We start from the raw sequence: 25,377 nt of genomic DNA on the forward strand, positions 1-25,377 counted from the left end.
CGCACGCGTCGTTCCGTGACACGAACATCCCGGTCTACACCGAGGGGGGCGAGGAACGCCTAACACATCCCAGGTGAGAGACGTGTTGTCCTTGCCCCCTCATCTTATGGGGGCAACCTGTATAAAAAAGCATTGGGTTGGACAAAACATGCACCATCATCTACGCGCTAGGTGATAAATAGTGAAAATAGCCTTAAAAATCATTGAAGTAGACCTTAACCCCTCATCTTTGTGCCATGCATGGCACCGCCAATGACGCACGACCGCTTGCGACATATCGCACAAACGTTTTCCTTTCGACTCAAAGCCAGCGCTGGATGGGCAGCCGTCCCGCCAGCCAGCGCCATGCCCTGCGCCAGCAGGGTAAGGGGGGATGGGCCTGCCTGTGCTGAGGCCAGCTCTCCTGCTGCCAACCGGCCACCCACTGCTGCAAGGCTTCCTGCAAGGGCTCACAGCGCAGCCGCACCACCAACTCGGTGTTGAGAAACAGGGAACGAGGATCGAGATTGAAGCTGCCAAGCAGGATCTCGCCTGATCCGGTCAGCACCAGCTTGGCATGTAGGCTGCGCCCTCTGTCCGGTCGCAACTCATGCAGAGCGATCCCGAGCCGGCGCAGCCGCTCACGCTGCTGTTCGTAGGTCGCCTGAACCAAGGGCACGTCGGTCGTGGCCATGGAATTGGTCAGCACGGAGATCTCGCAGCCACGCCGCGCTAGCCGTCGCAATCGCCTCATGAAACGCGGCGGTAATAGCAGATAGGGAGAGACCAGCACTAAACGGGGGCCGGCCTGCTGCAAGGCGCGATCGATCCAGCCTGCCACCCGGCCCGGACGCAAAATCCCCTTGCCGGGCACATCAAACAACACCCGCCCCTCCCCCTGCCACCAGATGGGGGCTGGGGGCTCTCCCTCCTGCCCCGTCAATGACAATAGCGCCGCGCAGCGGCGAGCCCGCTCATCGGTAGACATAGTGCCTAACTCGGGGTGCAATCGTAGTAAGGAGCGGCTCCAGCGACTGCGCCAGAAGCGCACAAACCCCTGTTCGAGCTGGCGGCACAAGATGCCGCGACAGAGCAGATCGAGATCGATGAAAGCGGTGGAGGCAGAGCGATCGAAGTAGCTATCACCCATGTTGCGTCCACCAACGATGGCGAACCGGCCGTCGATCAGCAGCAGCTTGTTGTGCATGCGGTGGTTGAGGCGGCGAAAGCGCAGCAGTATCTCGAGCAGCAGGGCAAGCGGACGCCACAGGCGAAAACGGAACGGGTTGAACAGGCGCACCGCCACATTCGGCTCGCCGGCCAGCAGAGCCAGCCAGCCCGAGGTGACAACGTACATGTCATCCACCAGCAGGCGCACCTGCACACCACGGCGGGCGGCAGCCAGCAGCTCGGCCAGCAGCTGGCTGCCGCTATCGTCCTCCGCCCAGCTGTAATACTGGGCATCGATGGCGTGGCGCGCCTGGCGGATCAGCGCCCGGCGCCATGCCAGCGCCGCTTCGGGCTCGGTGAGTAGGGAACATTCCACCGCTTCCATACGATTGTCATCTTGCCGCGGCACCCTCTTCTCCATCGCAGTCGGGATCGGAGTCCATCATGTATCAGCAAGCAGAGCGGCGCCAGCGCGGTTCAGGCGAGAAAACCCCGCCACCCTGGTTTCTTGTTCACCCTGACCTCCCCCGCCTCACTGCACCCGACGCAGCGCCTCCTGCTTGCCCTCAATCTGTTGCAGGCTGAAGCGGTAGGCCACGTAGTACTTGTAGATGGTGCCGACATAGGTGATGGGGATCTGGCCCACCTCGTTGGCCACCAGCTGATCCAGATTGCCAAACCACTGATCCGGGTCTAGCCCTTGGGCTGCCGCCTTACTGCGCAGCCGCTGGATCCGGTTCGGCCCCGCATTGTAGGCGGCGAACACCATCAGATGCCGGTTCAGGCGATCGAGCTTGGGGTCGTTGAAATAGGTGTCGAGCATGTGTCGCAGGTAGCGACAGGCCGCCTCCACATTCCCGTCCAGCGAGGCTAGCCTCTCGCCCGTGATATTCACCGCCTTGCCGGTCGTCGGCAGTAGCTGCAACAGCCCCACCGCGCCCCCTGGGGAGCGGGCCGTGGGGTCTAACCCCGACTCCTTGTAGGCCATGGCCGCCAGCATCAGCCAGTCGAGGTCATAGCGCTTGGCGTACTTTTGCAACACTTGGCGGATCTGGTTTAGCCTGCCGACCCGTTCCGGTGCCAGTATGTTGCTCAGTGAATCGCTTTGCAGCAGGTACTGACGCAGGCTCAGATCGCTGTAAAGCTGGTTTTTAGGGGCCTGCGCCAGGTAACGATTGACCGCCGTCAGCAACTTGGGGGCATCGGGGCGCAGCGCCCATGCGGTATGGCCGTGATCGCGCAGTGGAATGAGGCGATGGGCCTTGAGACCGGGTAGCGTCCCCAACCAGGGGCGACCCTTGAAACTGTCGGTGACGGTCAGCGGGATCAAACCGGCGGCCACCATCTCCAGCAGATCGCCATCTTGCAGGTATTCGGGCACCGTCTCGACATAGACCGGTGGCAGACCAAGATCACGAAACAGGCGGTTGAGCCGACGCAGGCTCTCGTGATAACTCGAACTGGCCCGCACCCAGATGCGCCGGCCAGAGAGTTGGGTAATGCGATTGAAGGCCGGAAGTGAGTCAGCACTCACCACCCACTCCTCAAGGGGAGAAACCACGGGGTGTGAGAAACGCACCCGGTCGCGCCGATCCTGGGTCACCGTCAGATTGGCCACCACCAGATCGCCACGCCCCTCCTCGAGGTAATCGAGCAAACGATCCTGGCGCACCGGAATGTAGATAATCCTGAGCTTGACCTTGTCGTGCGCCAGATAGGTGCGGTTGAGCCAGTTTTCGAATCCCTGCAACTGGTTCACCAGAATGCCCTTCTGATGTCCCTTGTCGAGAAAGAAGAAGCCGCGTTCGTAGACCACCAGCGCCCGTAGCACCCGCTGCTCAAGGATGTGATCGAGATCGCCCGGTTGTGGTAACACCTGCGGTTTGACAGGCGCGGCCATGAGGGGAAGAGAGAAGAGGGCCAACCAGACCCATACCCATCGCTGCATCTGCTTGCCTCGTGCTATCCGGTCATACCGGGTATCCGGGCCGCCAGAAGGCGCCCCACCAGAATCAGAGACCCACAGCCGACGGGTCGATACGGCAGGGTCACCCCTGCCGTGAAGAACGACTCAGCCCAGAGAGCGAGCGCGCATTTCGAAGATCAATTTTTCAGCGGTGCAGCTGAACTGGATGCGGGCCTTGAGGATCACCCCTTGTTCCGCCTGCTCCAGTTGTTCCTGGATGCGGGACTCCGGGCTCACCTGCACGGCCAGGGCACGATACTCGGCCAGTTTGGCGCGGGCGTCCGCTTCGCTGGCGGCAGAAACTTCGAGATCCAGGACATCATCACCTTCACCGATGATGGTGCCGATCTCGGCATAGCAACCACAGGCGTCGCAGGTTTCCTGAACTTTCTCTTCAACCGACATGCTGTCTACTCCTATTGTTTGGATGCGTCATCATCACGCATCGCCTTGCGAAAATCGCGGATGGTGGTGCCCAGATCCTCGCCGGCTCCGACAAGACGCTTGCTGCCAAAGACCAGAACCACGACCAGAAGCAAGATCAGCATGTGCCAGATATGAATGCCACCGAGTCCCATGGAAGACCTCCATCTTGAGTGAAAACCGCATTGTTGTAGCAGATTTAAATCTCTTTATTGTTGGTCGAAATCAAGTCTGTAGTAAATCGCCATCTGCGATGGAAAATTAATCCCGCTGCCCTAGCCCTCACGCTTCCCGTATCATGGGGGGCTCGCTTTGCCACGAGAGACCACCATGCGTCTGGAACTGCTCAACCGCCTCGATCTCAACCTGCTCATCGTGCTGCATGTGCTGCTGGAAGAGCGCAACGGCAGCCGGGCCGCCCTGCGCCTGCACCTGAGCCAGTCGGCCGTCAGCAAGGCGCTCGGCCGGCTGCGCGATGCCCTCGGCGATCCCCTGTTCCTGCGCACCTCGCACGGGCTTGAGCCCACACCGCGCGCGCTGCAACTACAGCAGGAGTTGATCCCGCTACTGCATGGGCTCGATGGCGTGCTGCAACCACCCCGCTTCAACCCGGCCAGCTCAGAGCGCGAGTTTGTCATTGCCAGCATGGACAGCGCCTTCACCCTGTTCGCCCCCCTCTACCTGCCGACCCTGACCCGCCTCGCCCCCGGACTCACCCTGCGTTACGTGGAGTGGGATCAAGACAGCCTGGGAAAGATGGCACAAGGGGGTACAGATCTGGCCTTCACGGTGCGGGAGAACAGCGAGGATTCGGACATGCGGATGGACGACTTACCCGGCAGCATGGAGCAGCGGTTGCTGGCGGTTGACAACCTGACCTGCCTGGTACGGCGCGATCATCCGGTATTGCGGGAGGAGTGGGATCTGGCCGCCTTTAGTAGCCATCCCCACGTGCAGACCTACTGTGAGGGGCGCGATCGCTGGATGCTCGATTATCGCCTGCTACAGATGGGGGTAGCGCGGCGCATCGCCGCCAGCGTGCCGAGCTTCGAGGCGGCGCTGCGCATGGGCATGCACTCGGACATGATAGTCACGGTCTCGAGCCTCTACGCCCGGCATGCGGTGCAGGTCTATCCTCTCGAGCCGCTGCCGCTGCCGATCCGGCTCGACAGCATCTCGCACCTGCTGATCTGGCATCAGGGGCGTGAGCAAGACCCCGGCCACCGCTGGTTGCGTGACACCCTGCTCGGACTGATTAGCCCGTAGTAGATCGACGGCACTACTGCACGACAGCTAGGTAGTGGTGCACCCCATCGAGCAGCATTTGCACCGAAATCATCACCAGCAGCATGCCCATCAGCCGCTCGACCGCAGTCAAACCGCGCTCGCCGAGCAACTTATTGAACACCTCGTAGAACATCAGGATGACGGCACTGGCCCCCCAGGCCATCAACAGGGCCAGCGACCAGTCGAGCATCCGCCCCGGCGCCTGGTTGGCCAGCAGCAGCAGTGAAGCAAGGATCGAGGGGCCCGCAATCATGGGGATCGCCATCGGCACCAGGAAAGGCTCCTCACCGGCGGCCAACCCGGTCACGCCACCGGGGCCGGGGAAGATCATCTTGATGGCGATGAGAAACAGTATGATGCCGCCGGCAATACTGACCGCCTCCTGACGCAAGTTGAGGAAGCTTAAGATCTGCTGACCGACAAACAGGAACACCATCATGATCGCCAGCGAGAAGAGCAGCTCGCGGATCATCACCTTGCGCCGGCGCTTGGGATCGATGTGCTTCAGGATCGAGAGAAAGACCGGCAGATTACCCAAGGGATCCATGATCAGAAACAGCATGACGGCGGCGGAAAAGGTGTCCATGGCGCGACCAACGGCAGAGGAAGAGAGGCGGCAATATAGCAGATTCGGGGAATGGGGGACGAGGGGGCCGTCACAGCGGCCCACCTGAACGGTCAACCGTGGTTACAGATACGATCAGCGCGGGTCTGGAATCCCTCTGCGGCAGCAACGAACTTGCCTTTGCGCTCCAGAAAGTCGATCAGTTGATCCGCATCCATGCCTTCGGCACTGCAAGTATGGAAGCGGGCATCGGAACCGAACGCCTCTACGATGGCCTGGCGCAGGCTCTCCCGGGTAAACAGACCACCGCGTTCGAGCATCATCTGCATCACTTCGTGGCCATGAATCGACATGGGCATGACAACCTCACAAATAAACAATTAAGAAGCACATTAGAGCGCCGTCAGCGGCCCTGCTTCTTGATGCAGGCCAAGAAACCGCTGCTTTTTGTCCACAAGTTCTGGTTCTACCCCCTCCCTTTACCGATAATCTGGTAACCCGCAGGGGTAACCGCTACACTGGCGCCCTTTTTTTACCTGCTCAGAATTCGAGGCTCCGCACAACTCATGCAGTTCCAAGGAATGGTGTTTGCACCCTGGCGGATCTGGACCCGTCGCTCCCTCTGGTTCAAAACCCTGCTCGGCATGCTGGCTGGCATCGCACTCGGCCTCGGCATGCCGGAACAGGCATTGCTGTTCAAGCCATTCGGCACCCTGTTCGTCAACACCATCAAGATGCTGATGGTGCCCCTCATTTTCTGCTCGGTGATTACCGGTATCTGCACCCTCGGCAAACGCCACCTGGATCACACCGGCGTCAAGGCCGTCTGCCTCTATCTCGGCTCCACCACGCTGGCCATCTGTATCGGCCTGCTGATGGGCTGGCTGCTGGAACCCGGCACCGGGGCCGCGCTGCATAACTCCATCGTCTTCATCGCCCCCGGTCACCCCACCCTGGAACAGGTACTCGGCGATTTGATGCCGGCGAATCCGCTACAGGCGATGGCCGAAGGCAAGGTGGTACAGGTGGTGGTGTTTGCGGTGGCGCTGGGGCTGGCCATCAATGCCATCGGCACGCAGGGCGAGCCCGCCGAGCGGCTGTTTGCCTCACTGGCGGCGGCCATGAACAAGCTGACCCAGGTGTTGATGCTGCTGGCCCCCTATGGGGTGTGCGCCCTGATGGCGTGGCTGGCGGCCCGCTACGGGCTGGAACTGTTGCTTCCGCTGCTCAAGGTGATCGGTGCCGTCTATCTTGGCTGCCTGCTGCACGTACTCGGTGTCTACAGCGGCATGCTGCTCCTACTCGCCCGCCTTAACCCGTGGCACTATTTTCGCAGCATCCTCGACGCTCAGGCGCTGGCCTTTACCAGCAGCTCGAGCGCGACCACCCAGCCCCTAAGCATGCAATGTGCCGAACAACGCCTCGGGGTCTCCCAGCGGGTCACCAACACTGTGCTGCCCATCGGGGCCACCATCAATATGGACGGCACCGCGCTCTACCAAGGGGTTACAGCGCTGTTTGTGGCCCAAGCCTTCGGCATCGATCTGCATCTGTTCGACTACCTGACCATCATCGTCATCGCGGTGCTGGCCAGCATCGGCACCGCTGGGGCTCCGGGCACCGGACTGATGACCCTGACCCTGGTGCTCACCTCGGTCGGCTTGCCACTGGAGGGGGTGGCCCTCATCGCGGGCATCGACCGCATCCTCGATATGGCGCGCACCACGGTCAACGTATCGGGCGACATCCTGGTCTCTGTGCTCATCGCCAAGCGGGAGGGGGAGCTGGATCTGGCCACCTATCACGATCCGGACGCGGGAGATGATCCCGAGCTTGGTGAGCGCTAGCCCCGGCTACTCCTCCTGGGGATCGTTGCCGCAGTGCCAGCAGATATCGAAGTTGGCGCCGTTCTCCTCACCACAACGCCCACACAGCCAACCGTTGCCCTGACGCTGCTGATAACGTTCGATGACCCGTGCAGCTTGATGCTGTTGGTGTTCCGGCACCATCAGCGTCACCTGCAACAGATCGACGGGCAACTCACCGATGAGGCTCTGCAACCCGTCGCCATTGAGCCTGACCCGGATCCCCGAAACCTCCAGCGCCCCCTTGATCGCATGCGCTTCCAGCACATGCGAGGCTCGATACAGATTGATCCATTGCTCCATTATCTCTCCTCAGATCAAGCGGTCGATCGCATAGCGTTGTGCATGCTCGGCCATAAAGTCGATAAATACCCTGAGCTTACGTGGCATGAAACGGCGCTCAGGAAACAACAGGTAAATGGGGACTGTCTCCAGCCGCCACTGGGGTAATACGCTTACTAACTCACCACGCTCCAGCTCCTCCCGGCACAGCATGGCTGGCAGGGCCGCCAGCCCTAGGCCCGCCTTGGCCGCTTCGCGGGCACAGGTAATATTGTTGACCCGAAAACGGGATTCAGGCTCGACGCGAATTCGCTGCTCCCCACGGCTGAAGTCCCAGCTACCGCGTAGAAACGTCGAACGCACCGCCACCCGCTCATGGTGAGTCAGCTGCTCGGGATGTTCCGGCACGCCACATCGCGCCAGATAAGAGGGGGCGGCACACAGCAGACGGTCGGTACGCCATAATCGGCGAGCCACCAGACTGGAGTCCGCCGGCTCGCCGATCCGCACTATGCAGTCGAGCCCCTCGCTGATGGGGTCTACCTCCCGGTTGGTCAGCTCCATCTCAACCTTGAGTCCGGGATAGGTTTGCAGGAAATCTGCCACCATACGCGCCATCACCAGCTGCCCCGTCTCGATGGGCACCGCCATCTTGAGCGTTCCTGTCAGCTCCTGCTGGCTGGCACTTAACTGCAGCTCAGCCTCAGCCAACTCCTCTAGCGCCTTGCTACAACGCTGAAAATAGTGCTCCCCCTCCTCGCTCAGGGTCAACTGACGGGTAGAGCGGTACAACAGACGGACACCGAGGCGTTTCTCCAGATCGATCAGGCGGCGACTGACCGTGGCCTTGGTCATACCAAGGGAGGCGGCCGCAGCCGTGAAGGAGCCCTTTTCTACGATGCGGACGAAAATCAGAGCAGCATTCAGGTCCATTGTCTTGCCTATGAAACAGTTTTTCTCAAACGAGCAGACTAATGTGGGAAACAAGACAATGATAGCCTCCCGCCTCTATTAACAGGATCAGATCATGAGCAAACAGAAGAAGATCCCCCTGCTGGCGGCCCTCATCATGGCGCTCTGCGCCCTCGTCTTCAGCCTCTACTGGTATGGCTATGGCCGCTATTTCGAACACACCGACAACGCCTATCTACAGAGCGAGGTGACGGGCATCAGCTCGCGTCTCTCCGGCTATGTACGCGAGGTACGGGTGACCGATAACCAGCGCGTGCAAGCCGGCCAGATCATCGCCCTTCTCGACGAAAGGGAGTTTCGCAACAACCTTGCCAAGGCCGAAGCCTCGCTCCAGCTAGAGCAGGCTAGTGCTAGCCATCTCGAGGCGACCCGCACCCAGCAGCTGAGTCTTATCCACCAGGCTGAAGCCAAAGTCGCCTCCGTCGAGGCCGAGGCTCTGCGCGCTGGCCAGCAGGTCAGTCGGCTGGCCCAACTGAAACAGCATAACTACTCCTCCCAAGACAGCCTGGATGAGGCGCAGGCCAATCAGAAAGTGGCCCAGGCACAGCTACTGGAAGCGCGCTCCGCCCTACAGGCCGCCCGCGATAACCTCAAGGTGCTCGATGCCGAACAACAGGAGGCGGTAGCCCGTATCGCCCAGAGCAAGGCCGCGCTGGCACAGGCCAAGTTGGATCTGGCCTATACCGAGATCAAGGCGCCGGCTGATGGCATCATCGGGCGCCGAGCCCTGCGCGCCGGCATGTATGTACAATCAGGGATGCAGGTGGCCAGTCTGGTTCCCCTGCGCGAGGTATGGGTCGAGGCCAACTTCAAGGAAACCCAGCTGGCCCATATGCAGCCAGGGCAACAGGTCGAGGTTGTACTCGATGCCTATCCAGATCAGCCCGTCATGGGGATCATCGACAGCCTGGCACCGGCGACCGGCGCCAAGTTCGCTCTGCTGCCACCGGAGAATGCCACCGGCAACTTCACCAAAATCGTGCAGCGGGTACCGGTGAAGATCCACATTCCCGAACCGGGCCCGCTGGCAGGAAAATTGCTGCCCGGCCTCTCCAGCGAGGTCACTGTCGATACCCGCAGCGCCAGCGATGCTTCTGGCCTACTGGCTGCCGAGCAATGAGCCAGCCTGTCCCACGCCGCCACTGGATCGCCGTATTGGGGGGCCTGCTTGGCGCCTTCATGGCGATCCTCGACATCCAGATCACCAACGCTTCTCTGAAAGATATTCAAGGGGCGCTCTCGGCCACTCTGAGCGAAAGCTCATGGATCTCTACCTCCTATCTGGTGGCAGAGATGATTGCCATCCCTCTTAGTGGCTGGCTCAGCCGGGGGTTGAGTGTGCGCCGCTATCTGCTGTGGACCACCACCGCCTTCATCATTGCCTCGGTGCTCTGCTCCTTTAGCTGGAATCTGGCCAGCATGATCGTGTTTCGCGCCTTGCAAGGATTCACCGGTGGCGCCCTGATCCCGCTCGCCTTCACCCTGATCGTCATGCTGCTGCCCATGGAGAGGCGGGCCACCGGCATGGCGCTGTTCGGGCTCTGCACCACCTTTGCCCCGGCCATCGGGCCGACGCTGGGTGGCTGGCTCACCGAACAGCTCTCCTGGCACTACATCTTCTACCTCAACGTGCCGCCCGGCCTAGTGGTTCTGGCCATGCTAGCCCACGGACTGGAGCGCCAGCCGATCGATTGGAAGATCATCCGCCGGGTGGATCTGGTCGGTATTCTGACCATGGCCATGGGGTTGGGGTTACTGGAGGTCGTGCTGGAAGAGGGCAACCGGGAAGACTGGTTCGGCTCGGCGTTTATTGTGCGTCTCGCCGTGCTCTCGGCTATCGCCATGGTGTTCTTCGTCATCAGCCAATTGCTACGCCGCCACCCACTGGTCAATCTGCGATTGCTCGGCAATCCCCGCTTCGCACTGGCCTGCTTTGCCTATCTCATCCTCGGCATGGCGTTGATGGGATCAATCTATGTGCTGCCCCTCTATATGACCCAGATCCACCACTACAACGCGCTGGAGATTGGCAAGGTACTGATGTGGATGGGGCTGCCACAACTGCTGGTGCTGCCGCTGGTGCCCAAGCTCACTCGCTCGGTGGACCCGCGTTATCTGGTCAGTTTCGGTTTTCTGGTGTTCGCCATCAGCTGTTTCATGAACACTGGTATGAGCATGGATTTTGCCGGCCCACAGTTGACCGAATCGCTGATCGTGCGAGCGCTTGGGCAGCCTTTTATCATGGTGCCGCTCTCCATGGTCGCAACTGCCAGCCTCACCCCGGGTGACATCCCCAGCTCGTCAACCCTGCTCAACGTGCTGCGCAATCTGGGCGGAGCCTTCGGCATCGCCATCATCGCCACCATGCTCGACAATGAGACTCGAACCCACCTGACTTACATCTCCAGCGCCCTGCCAGCCAGCAGTGCGGCAGGCCAGGCATGGCTGATACAAACGACCGAAGTATTGGCAATGCAGAGCGGAGACCCTGTCGGTGCAGCCGAACAGGCTAGGGCCCTACTCAGCCAGACCATGCAACGCGATGCCGCTATCATGGCCTATAACCAGATCTTCTTTCTGATGGGGTTGTTCCTGCTGCTGGCCAGCGCCTTGATGCTGCTACTTAAGTCACCCAGGCCACAACCCAGCTCTCGCTCGGTAGTGGCTGCCGAGACTTAACAACATCAAAGGGCCACACTGGGTGGCCCTTTCTGACGCCACGCCAGCCACGCCAGCCACGCCAGCCACGCCAGCCACGCCAGCCACGCCAGCCACGCCAGCCACGCCAGCCACGCCAGCCACGTCAGCCACGCCAGCCACGCCAGCCACGCCAGCCACGCCAGCCACGCCAGCCACGCCAGCCACGCCAGCCACGCCAGCCACGCCAGCCACGCCAGCCACGCCAGCCACGCCAGCCACGCCAGCCACGCCAGCCACGCCAGCCACGCCAGCCACGCCAGCCACGCCAGCCACGCCAGCCACGCCAGCCACGCCAGCCACGCCAGCCACGCCAGCAGAGCGTATGCAGCCCCTTCATGGGGTCAAGCTCACATTGCTTGTCGGCGGCCCTTCTGCGCCAGATTCAAACCGAATCGGGATACGACGAGTAGATAGACGAATAAGGTGGTTTACCGGGTGTGCGGGTGTGCGGGTGTGCGGGTGTGCGGGTGTGCGGGTGTGCGGGTGTGAAAAAATGCAGGAAAAAGAAAAGCCGGGCAAGCCCGGCTTTTTCTATCTTACTCAGCAGCTGCTTCAGCAGCTGCCGGGCGGTCTACCAGCTCGATGTAAGCCATCGGAGCGTTGTCACCGGCACGGAACCCGCACTTCAGGATGCGAGTATAACCACCGGCGCGCTCTTGGTAGCGCTTGCCCAGTTCGTTGAACAGTTTTGCCACGACTTCGTTATCACGAGTGCGGGCGAATGCCAGACGACGGTTAGCAACGCTATCAGTCTTGGCAAGGGTGATCAGCGGTTCAACTACACGACGCAGCTCTTTTGCCTTCGGCAGAGTCGTCTTGATGATCTCATGACGAACCAGGGAGCTGGCCATGTTGCGGAACATAGCCTGACGATGGCTGCTGTTCCGGTTCAGTTGACGACCACTCAAACGATGGCGCATGACCTTATCCTTCTAACTAAATCTGTGAACCCGTAATCTGGATTTACTCGTCAGCGATGCTGGCGGGCGGCCAGTTCTCAAGGCGCATGCCCAGAGACAGACCACGGGAGGCCAACACGTCCTTGATCTCAGTCAGGGACTTCTTACCGAGGTTCGGAGTCTTAAGCAACTCGACTTCGGTACGCTGTACCAGATCACCAATATAGTGGATAGCTTCTGCCTTAAGACAGTTCGCGGAACGAACTGTCAGCTCCAAATCATCGACAGGACGCAGCAGAATCGGATCGAACTCGGGCTTTTCTTCCTTCTTCTCGGGCACGCTTACGTCACGCAGATCGACGAAGGCTTCCAGCTGTTCTGCCAGGATAGTGGCGGAACGACGGATGGCCTCTTCCGGATCCAGAGTGCCGTTGGTCTCCATTTCGATGACCAGCTTGTCCAAGTCGGTACGCTGTTCCACACGAGCCGCTTCTACGTTGTAGGCGATGCGAACGATCGGGCTGAACGCGGAGTCCAGCAGCAAACGACCAATCGGGCGCTCTTCATCGTCATTGTGGACGCGGGCGGAAGCGGGCACGTAACCACGACCACGCTGAATCTTCAGACGCATGCTGATTTCAGCATTTGCACTGGTCAGGTGGCAGATTACATGCTCCGGGTTTACGATCTCGACTTCATCACCGTGAGTGATATCACCTGCGGTAACGGGGCCTGTTCCAGACTTGGTCAGGGACAGAGTAACCTCGTCCTTGCCTTCCAGCTTCACAGCGATGCCTTTCAGGTTCAGCAGGATTTCGAGAACGTCTTCCTGAACACCTTCCTTGCTGCTGTACTCATGCAGAACACCATCGATTTCAACTTCAGTGACTGCACAACCGGGCATAGAAGAAAGCAAAATACGACGCAGGGCATTACCCAGCGTGTGACCAAAGCCACGCTCAAGCGGCTCAAGAGTCACTTTTGCGTGAGTCGGGCTAACTTGCTCAATATCAACTAGCCGCGGCTTAAGAAAATCTGTTACAGAACCCAGCATTGTGTCCTCTCTTAGAAGCTAGCTTTACTTGGAGTAAAGCTCGACGATCAGCTGTTCGTTAATGTCGGCAGACAGGTCGGAACGCTCCGGCAGGCGCTTGAAGGCACCTTCCATCTTGGCAGCGTCAACCTCTACCCAAGTCGGCTTTTCGCGCTGAGCAGCGATTTCAAGAGCAGCCTTGATACGAGCCTGCTTCTTGGCCTTCTCACGAACAGAGACCACGTCCTCAGGGGAAACCTGGAAAGAAGGAATGTTCACAACGCGGCCGTTGACCATGATGGACTTGTGGCTAACCAGCTGACGTGCTTCAGCACGAGTGGCGCCGAAGCCCATGCGATAAACGACGTTGTCCAGACGACCTTCCAGCAGCTGCAACAGGTTTTCACCGGTGTTCCCCTTTTGACGGGAAGCATTGCGGTAGTAGTTGCGGAACTGTTTTTCCAAAATGCCGTAAATACGGCGAACTTTTTGCTTCTCGCGCAGTTGAACACCGTAGTCGGACAGGCGCGCTTTACGAGCACCATGTTGACCCGGGGCGGTGTCAATCTTGCACTTAGAATCAATCGCACGAACACCAGACTTCAGGAAAAGGTCGGTGCCCTCACGACGGCTAAGCTTAAGCTTAGGACCGATATATCTTGCCATCTTCTTTCTCCAACAATCCTAGACCAAGTAGCGAAACGCGTTACACGCGGCGCTTCTTGGGAGGACGACAACCGTTGTGCGGGATCGGAGTCACATCAGTGATGTTCGTGATGCGGAAACCAGCCGCGTTCAGAGCGCGGATGGAAGACTCACGACCGGGACCCGGACCCTTGACCATGACTTCCAGGTTCTTCAGGCCATATTCTTTGGCCATCTCACCGGCACGCTCAGCTGCAACCTGGGCAGCGAACGGGGTGGACTTACGAGAACCACGGAAACCAGAACCACCGGAAGTGGCCCAAGACAGAGCGTTGCCCTGACGGTCAGTGATAGTCACGATTGTGTTGTTGAAAGAGGCGTGTACGTGTGCGATACCGTCGCTCACTTGCTTTTTAACGCGCTTGCGAGCACGAGTCGGAGTTTTAGCCATTTTCTACCTTCCCGTTACTTCTTGATAGCCTTGCGCGGACCCTTACGGGTACGTGCGTTGGTCTTGGTGCGCTGACCACGAACAGGCAGGCTACGACGGTGACGCAAACCACGGTAGCAACCCAGGTCCATCAAGCGCTTGATGTTCATAGAAATCTGACGACGCAGGTCACCTTCTACAGTGTACTTACCTACTTGCTCGCGCAGAGTCTCTACCTGAGCTTCATCCAGGTCTTTAATTTTTACATTCTCAGCGATACCGGCTGCGGCACAGATGGCCTTGGAGCGGGTACGACCGATGCCATAAATCGCAGTCAAAGCGATGACTGCATGCTTATGGTCAGGAATGTTAATGCCAGCGATACGGGCCACTATTCACTCCTACATAAAGTAGATTACGACCACCACAAAGCCCGTGAGCGGATACGTGGCGGTCAACCATTACACAACAAAAGTTGGCTGGCTATCTTAGCCAGCTCAACTATTTGTTGCAAGTACTAACCGTAACTTAATTAGCCTTGGCGTTGCTTATGCTTAGGCTCGCTGCAAATCACACGCACCACACCGTGACGCTTGATGATTTTGCAGTTACGGCAGATTGCCTTAACGGAAGCACGAACTTTCATTGCTTAACTCCGTAACTACGCCGACCTTAGCGGCCGTAGCCCTTCAGGTTGGCCTTCCTCAGGACATCACCATACTGATGAGACATCATATGGGTCTGAACCTGAGCCATGAAGTCCATGATAACTACCACGATAATCAGCAGCGAGGTGCCACCGAAATAGAACTGTACGTTCCAGGCAGTCATCAAGAACTGCGGTACCAGACAGATAAAGGTTATATACAGTGCACCGGCAAGAGTCAGGCGAGTCATAACCTTATCGATGTAACGTGCTGTCTGCTCGCCCGGGCGAATCCCCGGGATAAAGGCTCCACTCTTCTTCAGGTTGTCTGCTGTCTCACGCGGATTAAACACCAGCGCAGTATAGAAGAAACAGAAGAAGATAATGGCTGCTGCATACAGCATCTCATACAAGGGCTGACCCGGCTGCAGAACCATAGAGATCTGCTGCAGGACATCCGCAACCTTGCCCTCTCCCTGACCAAACCAAGAGGTAATGGTCCCCGGGAAGAGGATGATACTGGATGCGAAAATCGCAGGAATCACACCAGCCATATTAACTTTCAACGGCAGGTGCGTGCTTTGCGCTGCAAATACCTGACGGCCCTGTTGACGCTTTGCATAGTTGACGACGATACGACGCTGACCACGCTCCACAAAGACCACAAAGTAAGTTACAGCGAAAACAATCAAGCCCAGCAACAGCAACAGCAGGATGTGCAATTCCCCTTGACGTGCCTGTTCGGCCGTAGCGCCAATGGCATGGGGCAGCCCAGCAACGATACCCGTGAAAATAATCAGCGAGATACCATTACCAATGCCACGCTCCGTAATCTGCTCACCCAACCACATCAAGAACATGGTTCCGGTAACCAGACTCACAACCGCTGTGAAATAGAAACCGAAGCCCGGATTAGTCACGAGCCCCTGCATCATATTCGGCAAGCCGGTTGCAATACCAATGGCCTGGAAAGTTCCCAATACCAACGTACCCCAGCGCGTATATTGGCTGATCTTGCGGCGACCAGACTCACCCTCTTTCTTGAGTTCAGCAAGAGTAGGATGAACCACAGTCAACAACTGGATGATAATCGATGCCGAAATATACGGCATGATCCCCAGCGCAAGAATAGAGGCACGGGCAAGTGCACCACCACTGAACATGTTGAACATCTCAATGATGGTGCCCTTCTGTTGCTGGAACAGTTCGGCCAGTACGGCGGCGTCAATACCAGGAATCGGCACATAAGAGCCTGCGCGGAATACGATAATCGCTCCGAGAACGAAGAGCAGACGGCTCTTCAGCTCACTCAGACCACCTTGTGCCTTAACATCCAATCCTGGTTTCTTAGCCATTGTACTGATTATTCCTCGATTTTGCCGCCAGCGGCCTCGATGGCTGCACGTGCACCCTTGGTGACGGGCAGACCACGAACGGTTACAGCACGGTCAATGTTGCCAGACAGGACAACCTTAACAAACTCGATGTTCTTAGTAACAACACCAGCTTGCTTCAGGGTGCTCAGATCGACCACATCACCCTCTACCTTGGCGATCTCGTTCAGGCGAACCTCGGCGGAAACCAGAGACTTGCGAGAAGTGAAACCGAACTTCGGCAGACGGATTTTCAGCGGCATCTGACCGCCTTCATAACCGCGACGGACCTTGCCACCACCGGAACGGGAGGTCTGGCCCTTAACACCACGACCACCAGTCTTACCCAGACCAGAGCCGATACCACGACCGCGACGAGCCTTCTCAGGCTTAGAGCCAGCGGCCGGAGACAGAGTGTTCAGACGCATGCTTAGCCCTCCACCTTAACCATGTAGTACACCTGGTTGATCATACCGCGAACGCAAGGAGTGTCCTCCAGCTCAACGGTGTGACCAATGCGACGCAGACCCAGGCCACGCAGAGTAGCCTTATGCTTGGGCAAGCGGCCGATAGAGCTGCGGGTTTGAGTTACTTTTACAGTCTTGTTAGCCATGTCGCATTACCCCAGAATTTCTTCAACGCGCAAACCACGCTTCGCAGCGATCTGTTCCGGAGATTGACCGTGAACCAGAGCGTCTACAGTGGCGCGAACCACGTTGATCGGGTTAGTGGAACCGTAGGTCTTGGCCAGCACGTTGTGAACACCAGCTACTTCCAGAACGGCACGCATGGCACCGCCAGCGATGATACCAGTACCTTCATAAGCCGGCTTCATGAATACGGTGGAACCAGAGTGGATACCCTTCACCGGGTGGTGCAGAGTGCCATTGTTCAGTTCTACCTTCTTCAGGTTGCGCTTGGCCTGTTCCATTGCCTTTTGAATGGCAGCCGGAACTTCACGGGCCTTACCGTAACCGTAACCTACACGGCCGTTGCCATCACCCACTACGGTCAGTGCGGTGAAGGACATGATACGACCACCCTTAACAGTTTTCGAAACACGGTTTACCGCAATGAGCTTCTCGTGCAGTTCACCGGCTTGAGATTCGATTTTAGCCATCTTCGACTCCTACCTTAGAACTGCAGACCAGCGTCACGAGCAGCGGTAGCCAGAGCGGCTACACGACCGTGATACTTGAAACCGGAACGGTCAAAAGACACGTTCTGTACGCCCTTGGCGATGGCGCGCTCGGCGATAGCTTTACCTACAACGGCAGCCGCGTCGGCGTTACCGGTGTATTTGATGCTCTCGCTGATAGCCTTCTCTACAGTGGAAGCAGAGGCCAGGACTTCGGAACCGTTGGCTGCAATAACCTGCGCGTAGATATGACGCGGAGTACGGTGAACAACCAGACGAGTCGCACCCAGTTCCTGCATCTTCTTACGTGCACGAGTAGCACGACGGAGACGAGCTGCTTTCTTGTCCATAGTGTTACCTTACTTCTTCTTAGCTTCTTTAGTACGCACCTGCTCATTGGCATAGCGTACACCCTTGCCCTTGTAGGGCTCCGGAGCGCGGTAAGCACGGATATCCGCGGCAACTTGGCCGATCACCTGCTTGTCAACGCCACGCAGAACGATCTCGGTCTGGGACGGGCATTCAGCGGTGATACCAGCCGGAAGAGCATGCTCAACCGGGTGGGAGAAGCCCAGCGCCAGCGCAACAGCATTGCCCTTGACGGAGGCACGATAGCCTACGCCAACCAGCTGCAGCTTGCGCTCGAAGCCTTGGGTAACACCGATGACCATGTTGTTGACCAGGGCGCGAGCAGTACCAGCTTGAGCATTGGCACCGGCAAAGCCGGCACGCGGAGCAAACTTCAGTACGCCTTCTTCCTTGGTCACTTCAACAGCCGCGTTGATGGAACGAACCAGAGAGCCCTTGGAACCTTTTACGGTCAGCTCTTGGCCATTCAGAGTCACCTCTACGCCAGCAGGAATCGCGACGGGTGCCTTAGCAACACGAGACATTTCCTACCTCCTTAAGCGACGTAGCAGATGATCTCACCGCCCATGCCAGCCTTACGGGCAGCACGGTCAGTCATCACACCTTTCGAAGTGGACACAACAGCGATACCCAGACCACCCATTACTTTCGGCAGATCAGAGGTACGCTTGTAAATACGCAGGCCGGGACGGCTTACGCGTTGGATCAGTTCTACAACCGGCTGGCCTTGGAAATACTTAAGTTCGATTTCCAGTTCCGGCTTCACGTCACCAGCTACTTTGTAGCCAGTGATGTAACCTTCTTCTTTCAGCACTTCGGCAATCGCTACCTTCAGCTTGGAAGAGGGCATGGAAACCGCAACTTTGCTAGCCGCCTGACCGTTACGGATGCGGGTCAGCATATCCGCGATCGGATCTTGCATGCTCATAGTTTAACTCCCGAGATTCTTTACCAAGAGGCCTTTTTCAGGCCCGGAATTTCACCCTTCATGGCATGCTCACGCACCTTGATGCGGCACAGGCCAAATTTGCGCAGGAAACCGTGCGGACGGCCAGTAATGGCACAACGGTTACGCTGGCGGATCGGGCTGGAATCACGGGGCAGCTGTTGCAGCTTCAGAACAGCATCCCAACGCGCTTCGTCAGAAGCATTCATATCTACGATGAGAGCTTTCAGCTCGGCACGCTTGGTAGCGTACTTGGCTGCCAGCTTGGCACGCTTCGCGTCGCGTGCTTTCATGGAAAGTTTTGCCATAACCCTACACCTTACTTGCGGAACGGGAAGTTAAAGGCAGCCAGCAGAGCACGGCCTTCATCATCGGTTTGCGCGGAGGTGGTGATGGTGATATCCAGACCACGAACGCGATCGACCTTGTCATAGTCGATTTCCGGGAAGATGATCTGCTCACGCACACCCATGGAGTAGTTACCACGGCCATCGAACGACTTAGCGTTCAGACCACGGAAGTCACGGACACGGGGTACAGCGATAGAGATCAGGCGCTCCAGGAACTCCCACATACGCTCGCCACGCAGGGTTACTTTGCAACCTATCGGGTAGCCTTCACGAATCTTGAAGCCCGCAACGGATTTACGAGCTTTGGTGACCAGCGGCTTCTGACCGGAAATGGCTGCCAAATCGGCAACGGCATTTTCCAGCAGTTTTTTATCAGCAATCGCTTCACCAACACCCATGTTCAGGGTGATTTTCTCGATCCGAGGGACTTGCATGATAGTCTTGTAACCGAACTGCTTACTCAGTTCATTTACTACATTTGCTTTGTAGTAATCATGCAGTTTCGCCATCGTTAAACTCCAATTACTTCACAAGTTCGCCGGTGGATTTGAAAACACGCACTTTCTTGCCGTCTTCAATCCGGAAACCTACGCGGTCAGCCTTGCCAGAGGCAGAGTTGAACAGCGCTACGTTAGATACGTGGATCGGGGCTTCTTTGGTTACGATGCCACCGGCCTGACCCAGAGCGGGTACCGGCTTTTGGTGCTTCTTAACCAGGTTGATGCCTTCCACAACGACCTTACCTTCAGAGGCCAGGACTTGAGTGACTTTGCCACGCTTGCCCTTGTCTTTGCCGGTCAGGACGATTACTTCGTCTTCGCGACGGATTTTAGCTGCCATCGTTCGACTCCTTACAGTACTTCAGGTGCCAGGGACACAATCTTCATGAACTTCTCATTACGCAGTTCACGAGTCACCGGGCCAAAAATACGAGTACCGATCGGCTGCTGGTTGTTGTTAAGCAACACAGCCGCGTTATTGTCGAAACGGATGACAGAGCCGTCCGGACGACGAACGCCTTTACGGGTGCGTACGACCACCGCGTTGTACACATCACCTTTCTTCACTTTACCGCGAGGAATGGCTTCTTTGATAGAAACCTTGATGATGTCGCCGATGCCGGCGTAACGGCGGTGCGAACCACCCAGAACCTTAATACACATTACGCTGCGTGCGCCGGAGTTATCGGCAACATCCAGCATACTTTGCATCTGGATCATCTTAGTGCTCCGCTTTGTTTACTTCTTATCCCTCTCGGGATCTGGCTGCCTTTGAAAGGCGCGAAACTATAACACAGGTATTTTCGAAAAGGTAGCCTAAAAAACAAACGGCCCCACCAGGGGCCGTTTGGGCTAGCAAGAACCTAAATTAGGCCTTTTCTACAATACCAACCAGGGTCCAGGACTTGGTCTTGGACAGCGGACGGCACTCGCGGATTTCCACGAGGTCGCCAGCCTTGCACTCGTTGTTTTCATCGTGTACGTGCAGCTTGGTAGTGCGCTTGATGATCTTACCGTAGATCGGGTGCTTTACCTTGCGCTCGATAGCCACAGTGATGGACTTGTCCATCTTGTCGCTGATTACACGACCCTGCAGAGTACGGATCTTGTCAGTCATTACGCACCTGCCTTCTGAGTCAGTACAGTCTTGATGCGCGCGATGTCGCGACGCACTTGTTTCAGAGTGTGAGTCTGAGCCAGTTGACCGGTGGAGGCTTGCATACGCAGGTTGAACTGCTCACGCAGCTTAGCCAGCAGTTCCTGGTTCAGCTCTTCGACGCTCTTTTCGCGCAGATCTTGTGCTTTCATCACATCACCGTCCGAGTTACGAAAGTGGTCTGAACAGACAGCTTGGCTGCGGCCAGGGCGAACGCTTCGCGTGCCAGAGCCTCAGGAACACCGTCCATCTCGTACAGGACTTTGCCCGGCTGGATCTGAGCGACCCAGTATTCCACGTTACCCTTACCTTTACCCATACGAACTTCGAGGGGCTTTTCGGTGATGGGCTTGTCCGGGAACACACGGATCCAGATCTTGCCTTGACGCTTAACGTGACGAGTCATAGCACGACGAGCTGCTTCGATTTGACGGGCAGTCAGACGGCCACGAGTGGTCGCTTTCAGGCCAAAGGAACCGAAGGAAACTTCGTTACCAGAGGTGGCCATACCGCGGTTACGACCCTTATGGATCTTGCGGAATTTAGTACGCTTAGGTTGCAACATTTACCGAATCTCCTTACTTACCGCGGCGTTTGTTTTCGCGCTTGGGCTTTGCAGGAGCTTGCTCTTGAGCAGCGGCGGCGTTAACGGCAGCCAGACCACCCAGAACTTCACCCTTGAAGATCCAAACCTTAACGCCGATCACACCGTAGGTGGTGTGGGCTTCAGAAGTTGCATAGTCGATGTCGGCACGCAGGGTGTGCAGGGGCACACGACCTTCACGGTACCATTCGGTACGCGCGATTTCAGCGCCGCCCAGACGACCGGAAACTTCCACCTTGATGCCCTTGGCACCCAAACGCATGGCGTTCTGTACGGCGCGCTTCATGGCGCGACGGAACATTACACGGCGTTCCAGCTGGGAAGTGATGCTGTCGGCAACGAGTTTGCCATCCAGCTCCGGCTTGCGGACTTCGGAAATGTTGATCTGAGCAGGCACGCCAGCGATAGCGGCAACAGCCTTGCGCAGTTTCTCAACGTCTTCACCCTTCTTGCCGATCACGACACCCGGACGAGCGGTGTGAATGGTCACACGGATGCTCTTGGCCGGACGCTCGATGGTGATCTTGGACAGAGAAGCGTTCTTCAGTTCCTTGGTGAGGAACTGGCGTACTTGGAAATCGCTGTACAGGTTGTCAGCGAAGTCTTTGGAGTTCGCGTACCAGGTAGAATTCCAAGGCTTGGTAATACCCAGGCGAATGCCATTAGGATGAACTTTCTGACCCATTGCTTATCTCCCAGCCTTAGCGTCGGATACCACTACAGTGATGTGAGCGGTACGCTTCAGGATACGATCCGCGCGACCTTTAGCACGAGGACGGATGCGCTTCATGGTCGGACCTTCGTCAACCATGATGGTGGCAACACGCAGTGCATCAATGTCGGCACCTTCGTTGTGCTCGGCGTTAGCAATGGCAGATTCCAGCACCTTCTTCACCAGCACAGCAGCCTTTTTCGGGCTGAAAGCCAGGATGTTCAGAGCCTTGTCTACCGGCAGACCACGTACTTGATCAGCGACCAGGCGAGCCTTCTGTGCAGAAGTACGGGCGAAACGGTGTTTAGCGATAGCTTCCATCATTTACCCCTTAGCGCTTCTTGGCCTTCTTATCAGCGGCATGACCGCGATAAGTACGAGTCGGTGCGAATTCACCCAGTTTGTGACCGATCATTTCTTCGGTAACAAACACAGGTACGTGCTGACGACCATTATGGACAGCGATGGTCAAACCGATCATGTTCGGGATGATCATTGAACGACGGGACCAGGTCTTAACCGGTTTTTTATCCCCGCTTTCCACCGCTTTCTCTACCTTCTTCAGCAAGTGCAGGTCAATAAATGGACCCTTCTTGAGAGAACGTGGCATGGTGATTCCTCTAAATTAACAATTACTTGTTACGACGACGTACGATGTACTTGTCGGTGCGCTTGTTCTTACGGGTCTTGAAGCCCTTGGCCTTCTGGCCCCAAGGAGATACCGGCTGGATACCCTTGTTGCGACCTTCACCACCACCATGCGGGTGGTCGACCGGGTTCATCGCCATACCGCGAACGGTCGGACGAATACCACGCCAGCGGTTGGCACCAGCCTTACCCAGTTGACGCAGCATGTGCTCGGCATTGCCGACTTCGCCGATGGTGGCACGGCACTCAGACAGCACCTTACGTACTTCGCCGGAGCGCAGACGCAGGGTGACGTAGTTGCCTTCACGAGCCAGGATCTGAACGAAAGCACCAGCAGAACGAGCCAGCTGAGCGCCCTTGCCCGGCTTCATCTCAACGGCGTGTACGGTAGTACCAACCGGGATGTTGCGCATCGGCAGGGTGTTGCCCACCTTGATGGCGGCGTCGGAACCGGAGGCGATGGCGTCGCCAGCCTTCAGACCCTTCGGAGCCAGGATGTAACGACGCTCACCGTCTGCATACAGCACCAGGGCGATGTTAGCGGTACGGTTCGGGTCGTATTCCAGACGCTCAACCTTGGCAGGGATACCGTCTTTGTTGCGCTTGAAGTCAACGATACGGTAGTGCTGCTTGTGGCCACCACCGATATGACGGGTGGTGATACGGCCGTTGTTGTTACGACCACCACTCTTTTCTTTCTTGTCCAGCAGGGCTGCGAAGGGCTTACCCTTGTACAGATCCTGGTTGACGATCTTGACGACGTGGCGGCGGCCCGGAGAAGTAGGCTTGCACTTAACGATTGCCATTTTTCAGAACTCCTCTTACTCGGCTGCGCCCATGAAGTCGATGTCCTGACCAGCTTTCAGGGTCACATAAGCCTTTTTCCAATCGGAACGACGGCCTACGCGCGCACCAGTGCGCTTGGTCTTACCCTTCATGTTCAGGGTACGGACGGTCTCAACTTCAACCTCGAACAGTTTCGCAACTGCGGCTTTGATTTCCGCCTTGGTAGCGTCGGTAGCAACCTTGAACACGATAGTGTTCTGGTGCTCGGCGACCATGGTGCTCTTTTCAGAGATGTGCGGAGCCTTCAGAACTTTCAGCAGACGCTCTTCACGGATCATGCCAGCATCTCCTCGATTTGCTTAACTGCGTCAGCAGTCATCAGAAGCTTGTCGAAAGCGATCAGGCTGACCGGGTCGATACCGGCAACATCACGCACGTCGACCTTGTACAGGTTGCGAGCAGCCAGGAACAGGTTCTCATCGACTTCAGCGGTCACGATCAGAACGTCGGACAGTTCCATCTCTTTCAGCTTGGCGGTCAGAGCCTTGGTCTTCGGTGCGTCGATAGCGAACTTCTCGACCACGATCAGACGGTCCTGACGGACCAGCTCGGACAGGATGCTGCGGATTGCGCCGCGGTACATCTTCTTGTTGACCTTCTGGCTGTGATCTTGCGGCTTAGCAGCAAAAGTCACACCACCGGAACGCCAAATCGGGGAGCGGATAGAGCCAGCACGGGCACGACCGGTACCCTTCTGACGCCACGGCTTCTTGCCGCCGCCAGACACTTCGGAGCGAGTCAGCTGCGCACGGGTACCCTGACGAGCACCAGCTGCGTAGGCAACGACGACCTGGTGAACCAGGGCTTCGTTGAATTCACGCCCGAAGGTAGTTTCGGAAACTTGAAGAGCGCTCTGGGCGTCTTTCATTACCAATTCCATTACTATCTCCTCAGACGTTACGCTTTGACGGCGGGTTTAACGATCACGTCAGCGTTGGTAGCACCCGGAACTGCGCCTTTGACCAGCAGCAGGTTGCGCTCAACGTCGACGCGGACCAGTTCCAGGTTCTGAGTGGTTACACGCTCATTGCCCAGATGGCCAGCCATCTTTTTGCCCTTGAATACGCGGCCCGGGGTCTGGTTTTGACCGATGGAGCCAGGTACACGGTGGGACAGGGAGTTACCGTGGGTCATATCCTGGGTACGGAAGTTCCAGCGCTTAACAGTACCGGCGAAGCCCTTACCCTTGGAAGTACCGGTAACGTCTACCAGCTTAACTTCAGAGAAGATGTCAACCTTCAGCTCGCTGCCAACGGTGAAAGTGTCACCGTCGTTCAGGCGGAATTCCCACAGACCGCGGCCGGCTTCAACACCAGCTTTGGCAAAGTGGCCAGCTTCCGGCTTGGCTACACGGCTGGCTTTCTTGGCGCCAGTGGTAACCTGGATAGCGTTGTAGCCGTCGGTTTCAACAGACTTGACCTGAGTTACACGGTTAGCTTCAACTTCGATAACGGTCACGGGGATAGAAACGCCATCTTCGGTGAAGATGCGGGTCATACCCACTTTGCGACCTACAAGACCGATTGTCATTGTTATCAACCCCTTTCCGTAATTAACCCAGGCTGATCTGTACGTCGACACCAGCAGCCAGATCCAGACGCATCAGGGCGTCAACGGTCTTGTCAGTCGGCTCGACGATATCAACCAGACGCTTGTGAGTACGAATTTCGTACTGGTCACGAGCATCTTTGTTTACGTGCGGAGAGATCAGCACGGTGAAGCGCTCTTTGCGAGTCGGCAGCGGGATCGGACCGCGTACCTGGGCGCCAGTGCGCTTGGCAGTTTCTACGATTTCCGCGGTGGATTGATCGATCAAACGATGATCGAAAGCCTTCAGGCGGATACGGATTCTTTGGTTCTGCATGGACCAGAG

General features: G+C 57.4%; 41 protein-coding genes. 4 read left to right on the forward strand and 37 right to left on the reverse strand.

All coding sequences use genetic code 11. From position 1 onward, the window contains the following. Positions 1-301 precede the first annotated feature (301 nt). The 4 genes from FE240_RS16950 to tatA form a co-directional block, all read right to left on the reverse strand. On the reverse strand, positions 302-1,558 hold the full coding sequence (locus FE240_RS16950) for a phospholipase D-like domain-containing protein (protein WP_193002645.1): 1,257 nt from the start codon (positions 1,556-1,558) through the stop codon (positions 302-304). Positions 1,559-1,681: 123 nt separating this feature from the next. After that, positions 1,682-3,097 carry an MltF family protein gene (locus tag FE240_RS16955; RefSeq protein ID WP_193002647.1) on the reverse strand — a complete coding sequence of 472 codons (1,416 nt, stop codon included), beginning with the start codon at positions 3,095-3,097 and terminating at the stop codon, positions 1,682-1,684. Positions 3,098-3,220: 123 nt separating this feature from the next. Beyond that, positions 3,221-3,520, reverse strand: a complete 300-nt coding sequence (locus FE240_RS16960; RefSeq protein WP_193002649.1) for a YfcZ/YiiS family protein — start codon at positions 3,518-3,520, stop codon at positions 3,221-3,223. A gap of 11 nt (positions 3,521-3,531) precedes the next feature. Next, positions 3,532-3,693 (reverse strand): twin-arginine translocase TatA/TatE family subunit, encoded by a 162-nt coding sequence (gene tatA / locus FE240_RS16965; RefSeq protein ID WP_193002651.1) that lies wholly within the window; start codon positions 3,691-3,693, stop codon positions 3,532-3,534. A 175-nt stretch (positions 3,694-3,868) separates the two neighbouring features. Here tatA and FE240_RS16970 point away from each other — a divergent pair, with 175 nt between their 5' ends. Beyond that, positions 3,869-4,804 (forward strand): LysR substrate-binding domain-containing protein, encoded by a 936-nt coding sequence (locus FE240_RS16970; protein WP_193002653.1) that lies wholly within the window; start codon positions 3,869-3,871, stop codon positions 4,802-4,804. Positions 4,805-4,817: 13 nt separating this feature from the next. Here the strand turns inward: FE240_RS16970 and FE240_RS16975 are convergent, their stop codons facing one another. Then, positions 4,818-5,411 (reverse strand): YhgN family NAAT transporter, encoded by a 594-nt coding sequence (locus FE240_RS16975; RefSeq protein ID WP_042046198.1) that lies wholly within the window; start codon positions 5,409-5,411, stop codon positions 4,818-4,820. A 92-nt stretch (positions 5,412-5,503) separates the two neighbouring features. After that, positions 5,504-5,749, reverse strand: coding sequence for a YecH family metal-binding protein (locus FE240_RS16980; protein ID WP_193002655.1), 246 nt, complete (start codon positions 5,747-5,749; stop codon positions 5,504-5,506). Positions 5,750-5,956: 207 nt separating this feature from the next. Here FE240_RS16980 and FE240_RS16985 point away from each other — a divergent pair, with 207 nt between their 5' ends. After that, on the forward strand, positions 5,957-7,237 hold the full coding sequence (locus FE240_RS16985; protein ID WP_042046201.1) for a dicarboxylate/amino acid:cation symporter: 1,281 nt from the start codon (positions 5,957-5,959) through the stop codon (positions 7,235-7,237). A gap of 6 nt (positions 7,238-7,243) precedes the next feature. Here the strand turns inward: FE240_RS16985 and FE240_RS16990 are convergent, their stop codons facing one another. Beyond that, positions 7,244-7,558 carry a putative signal transducing protein gene (locus FE240_RS16990; RefSeq protein WP_042046202.1) on the reverse strand — a complete coding sequence of 105 codons (315 nt, stop codon included), beginning with the start codon at positions 7,556-7,558 and terminating at the stop codon, positions 7,244-7,246. A 9-nt stretch (positions 7,559-7,567) separates the two neighbouring features. Next, positions 7,568-8,470: a LysR family transcriptional regulator gene (locus tag FE240_RS16995; protein ID WP_193002657.1), complete on the reverse strand. Its 903-nt coding sequence runs from the start codon at positions 8,468-8,470 to the stop codon at positions 7,568-7,570. 94 nt (positions 8,471-8,564) lie between these two features. Between FE240_RS16995 and FE240_RS17000 the strand changes: the two genes are divergently transcribed. Next, entirely contained in the window at positions 8,565-9,629 is a 1,065-nt protein-coding gene (locus FE240_RS17000; RefSeq protein ID WP_193002659.1) for an HlyD family secretion protein, read from the forward strand. Beyond that, positions 9,626-11,188: a DHA2 family efflux MFS transporter permease subunit gene (locus tag FE240_RS17005; protein ID WP_193002661.1), complete on the forward strand. Its 1,563-nt coding sequence runs from the start codon at positions 9,626-9,628 to the stop codon at positions 11,186-11,188. The genes FE240_RS17000 and FE240_RS17005 overlap by 4 nt, the downstream gene beginning before the upstream one ends. A 124-nt stretch (positions 11,189-11,312) precedes the next feature. Here the strand turns inward: FE240_RS17005 and FE240_RS17015 are convergent, their stop codons facing one another. From FE240_RS17015 to rpsJ, 29 genes are all read right to left on the reverse strand, one after another. Beyond that, positions 11,313-11,546 (reverse strand): hypothetical protein, encoded by a 234-nt coding sequence (locus tag FE240_RS17015; protein ID WP_193002665.1) that lies wholly within the window; start codon positions 11,544-11,546, stop codon positions 11,313-11,315. A 199-nt stretch (positions 11,547-11,745) separates the two neighbouring features. Continuing rightward, complete coding sequence (gene rplQ, locus FE240_RS17020) at positions 11,746-12,129, reverse strand: 50S ribosomal protein L17 (protein ID WP_005350112.1); 384 nt, start codon at positions 12,127-12,129, stop codon at positions 11,746-11,748. 43 nt (positions 12,130-12,172) lie between these two features. Continuing rightward, positions 12,173-13,162 (reverse strand): DNA-directed RNA polymerase subunit alpha, encoded by a 990-nt coding sequence (locus FE240_RS17025; RefSeq protein WP_042046206.1) that lies wholly within the window; start codon positions 13,160-13,162, stop codon positions 12,173-12,175. 24 nt (positions 13,163-13,186) lie between these two features. Further along, on the reverse strand, positions 13,187-13,807 hold the full coding sequence (gene rpsD / locus FE240_RS17030) for a 30S ribosomal protein S4 (RefSeq protein ID WP_042046207.1): 621 nt from the start codon (positions 13,805-13,807) through the stop codon (positions 13,187-13,189). Between the two features lie 40 nt (positions 13,808-13,847). Continuing rightward, positions 13,848-14,237, reverse strand: coding sequence for a 30S ribosomal protein S11 (rpsK, locus tag FE240_RS17035; RefSeq protein WP_042046208.1), 390 nt, complete (start codon positions 14,235-14,237; stop codon positions 13,848-13,850). 14 nt (positions 14,238-14,251) lie between these two features. Then, positions 14,252-14,608 (reverse strand): 30S ribosomal protein S13, encoded by a 357-nt coding sequence (gene rpsM, locus FE240_RS17040; protein WP_042046209.1) that lies wholly within the window; start codon positions 14,606-14,608, stop codon positions 14,252-14,254. 140 nt (positions 14,609-14,748) lie between these two features. Next, the gene (gene rpmJ / locus FE240_RS17045; RefSeq protein WP_005319705.1) at positions 14,749-14,862 is read right to left on the reverse strand and encodes a 50S ribosomal protein L36; all 114 of its coding nucleotides are present in this window, start codon (positions 14,860-14,862) and stop codon (positions 14,749-14,751) included. A 26-nt stretch (positions 14,863-14,888) separates the two neighbouring features. Next, a complete protein-coding gene (gene secY, locus FE240_RS17050; RefSeq protein WP_042046210.1) occupies positions 14,889-16,217 on the reverse strand; it encodes a preprotein translocase subunit SecY in 1,329 nt (442 codons plus the stop codon). Positions 16,218-16,225: 8 nt separating this feature from the next. Continuing rightward, positions 16,226-16,663, reverse strand: coding sequence for a 50S ribosomal protein L15 (rplO, locus tag FE240_RS17055; protein ID WP_042046211.1), 438 nt, complete (start codon positions 16,661-16,663; stop codon positions 16,226-16,228). Positions 16,664-16,665: 2 nt separating this feature from the next. Further along, positions 16,666-16,848, reverse strand: a complete 183-nt coding sequence (gene rpmD / locus FE240_RS17060; RefSeq protein WP_005350132.1) for a 50S ribosomal protein L30 — start codon at positions 16,846-16,848, stop codon at positions 16,666-16,668. Positions 16,849-16,854: 6 nt separating this feature from the next. Beyond that, positions 16,855-17,355, reverse strand: a complete 501-nt coding sequence (gene rpsE, locus FE240_RS17065; protein WP_042046213.1) for a 30S ribosomal protein S5 — start codon at positions 17,353-17,355, stop codon at positions 16,855-16,857. A gap of 14 nt (positions 17,356-17,369) precedes the next feature. Further along, entirely contained in the window at positions 17,370-17,723 is a 354-nt protein-coding gene (gene rplR, locus FE240_RS17070; RefSeq protein WP_042046214.1) for a 50S ribosomal protein L18, read from the reverse strand. A 9-nt stretch (positions 17,724-17,732) separates the two neighbouring features. Then, positions 17,733-18,266, reverse strand: a complete 534-nt coding sequence (rplF, locus tag FE240_RS17075) for a 50S ribosomal protein L6 (protein ID WP_042046216.1) — start codon at positions 18,264-18,266, stop codon at positions 17,733-17,735. Positions 18,267-18,277: 11 nt separating this feature from the next. Beyond that, positions 18,278-18,670: a 30S ribosomal protein S8 gene (gene rpsH / locus FE240_RS17080; RefSeq protein WP_042046218.1), complete on the reverse strand. Its 393-nt coding sequence runs from the start codon at positions 18,668-18,670 to the stop codon at positions 18,278-18,280. Between the two features lie 20 nt (positions 18,671-18,690). Continuing rightward, entirely contained in the window at positions 18,691-18,996 is a 306-nt protein-coding gene (gene rpsN, locus FE240_RS17085) for a 30S ribosomal protein S14 (RefSeq protein WP_193002667.1), read from the reverse strand. Positions 18,997-19,007: 11 nt separating this feature from the next. Next, entirely contained in the window at positions 19,008-19,547 is a 540-nt protein-coding gene (rplE, locus tag FE240_RS17090; protein ID WP_042046221.1) for a 50S ribosomal protein L5, read from the reverse strand. Between the two features lie 13 nt (positions 19,548-19,560). After that, positions 19,561-19,878: a 50S ribosomal protein L24 gene (gene rplX / locus FE240_RS17095; RefSeq protein WP_042046222.1), complete on the reverse strand. Its 318-nt coding sequence runs from the start codon at positions 19,876-19,878 to the stop codon at positions 19,561-19,563. Positions 19,879-19,889: 11 nt separating this feature from the next. Then, the gene (gene rplN, locus FE240_RS17100; RefSeq protein WP_042046223.1) at positions 19,890-20,258 is read right to left on the reverse strand and encodes a 50S ribosomal protein L14; all 369 of its coding nucleotides are present in this window, start codon (positions 20,256-20,258) and stop codon (positions 19,890-19,892) included. Positions 20,259-20,406: 148 nt separating this feature from the next. Then, complete coding sequence (gene rpsQ, locus FE240_RS17105) at positions 20,407-20,655, reverse strand: 30S ribosomal protein S17 (RefSeq protein WP_042046225.1); 249 nt, start codon at positions 20,653-20,655, stop codon at positions 20,407-20,409. Beyond that, entirely contained in the window at positions 20,655-20,846 is a 192-nt protein-coding gene (gene rpmC, locus FE240_RS17110) for a 50S ribosomal protein L29 (protein ID WP_042046227.1), read from the reverse strand. The genes rpsQ and rpmC overlap by 1 nt, the downstream gene beginning before the upstream one ends. After that, complete coding sequence (gene rplP / locus FE240_RS17115; protein WP_005350161.1) at positions 20,846-21,259, reverse strand: 50S ribosomal protein L16; 414 nt, start codon at positions 21,257-21,259, stop codon at positions 20,846-20,848. The genes rpmC and rplP overlap by 1 nt, the downstream gene beginning before the upstream one ends. Before the next feature lie 13 nt (positions 21,260-21,272). Next, the gene (rpsC, locus tag FE240_RS17120; RefSeq protein WP_042046228.1) at positions 21,273-21,983 is read right to left on the reverse strand and encodes a 30S ribosomal protein S3; all 711 of its coding nucleotides are present in this window, start codon (positions 21,981-21,983) and stop codon (positions 21,273-21,275) included. Positions 21,984-21,986: 3 nt separating this feature from the next. Then, positions 21,987-22,331, reverse strand: a complete 345-nt coding sequence (gene rplV / locus FE240_RS17125) for a 50S ribosomal protein L22 (RefSeq protein WP_005350163.1) — start codon at positions 22,329-22,331, stop codon at positions 21,987-21,989. A 10-nt stretch (positions 22,332-22,341) separates the two neighbouring features. After that, entirely contained in the window at positions 22,342-22,620 is a 279-nt protein-coding gene (gene rpsS, locus FE240_RS17130; RefSeq protein ID WP_005307960.1) for a 30S ribosomal protein S19, read from the reverse strand. A gap of 22 nt (positions 22,621-22,642) precedes the next feature. Continuing rightward, entirely contained in the window at positions 22,643-23,464 is an 822-nt protein-coding gene (gene rplB, locus FE240_RS17135) for a 50S ribosomal protein L2 (RefSeq protein WP_042046229.1), read from the reverse strand. Between the two features lie 15 nt (positions 23,465-23,479). Further along, on the reverse strand, positions 23,480-23,782 hold the full coding sequence (gene rplW / locus FE240_RS17140) for a 50S ribosomal protein L23 (RefSeq protein WP_005350165.1): 303 nt from the start codon (positions 23,780-23,782) through the stop codon (positions 23,480-23,482). Next, complete coding sequence (gene rplD / locus FE240_RS17145; protein ID WP_193002669.1) at positions 23,779-24,384, reverse strand: 50S ribosomal protein L4; 606 nt, start codon at positions 24,382-24,384, stop codon at positions 23,779-23,781. The genes rplW and rplD overlap by 4 nt, the downstream gene beginning before the upstream one ends. 17 nt (positions 24,385-24,401) lie before the next feature. Next, the gene (gene rplC, locus FE240_RS17150; protein WP_193002671.1) at positions 24,402-25,034 is read right to left on the reverse strand and encodes a 50S ribosomal protein L3; all 633 of its coding nucleotides are present in this window, start codon (positions 25,032-25,034) and stop codon (positions 24,402-24,404) included. A gap of 22 nt (positions 25,035-25,056) precedes the next feature. Further along, the gene (rpsJ, locus tag FE240_RS17155) at positions 25,057-25,368 is read right to left on the reverse strand and encodes a 30S ribosomal protein S10 (protein ID WP_005307944.1); all 312 of its coding nucleotides are present in this window, start codon (positions 25,366-25,368) and stop codon (positions 25,057-25,059) included. Between the last annotated feature and the right edge of the window lie 9 nt (positions 25,369-25,377).

Source organism: Aeromonas simiae, from assembly GCF_014892695.1.
GTDB classification, from domain to species: Bacteria; Pseudomonadota; Gammaproteobacteria; order Enterobacterales; family Aeromonadaceae; genus Aeromonas; species Aeromonas simiae.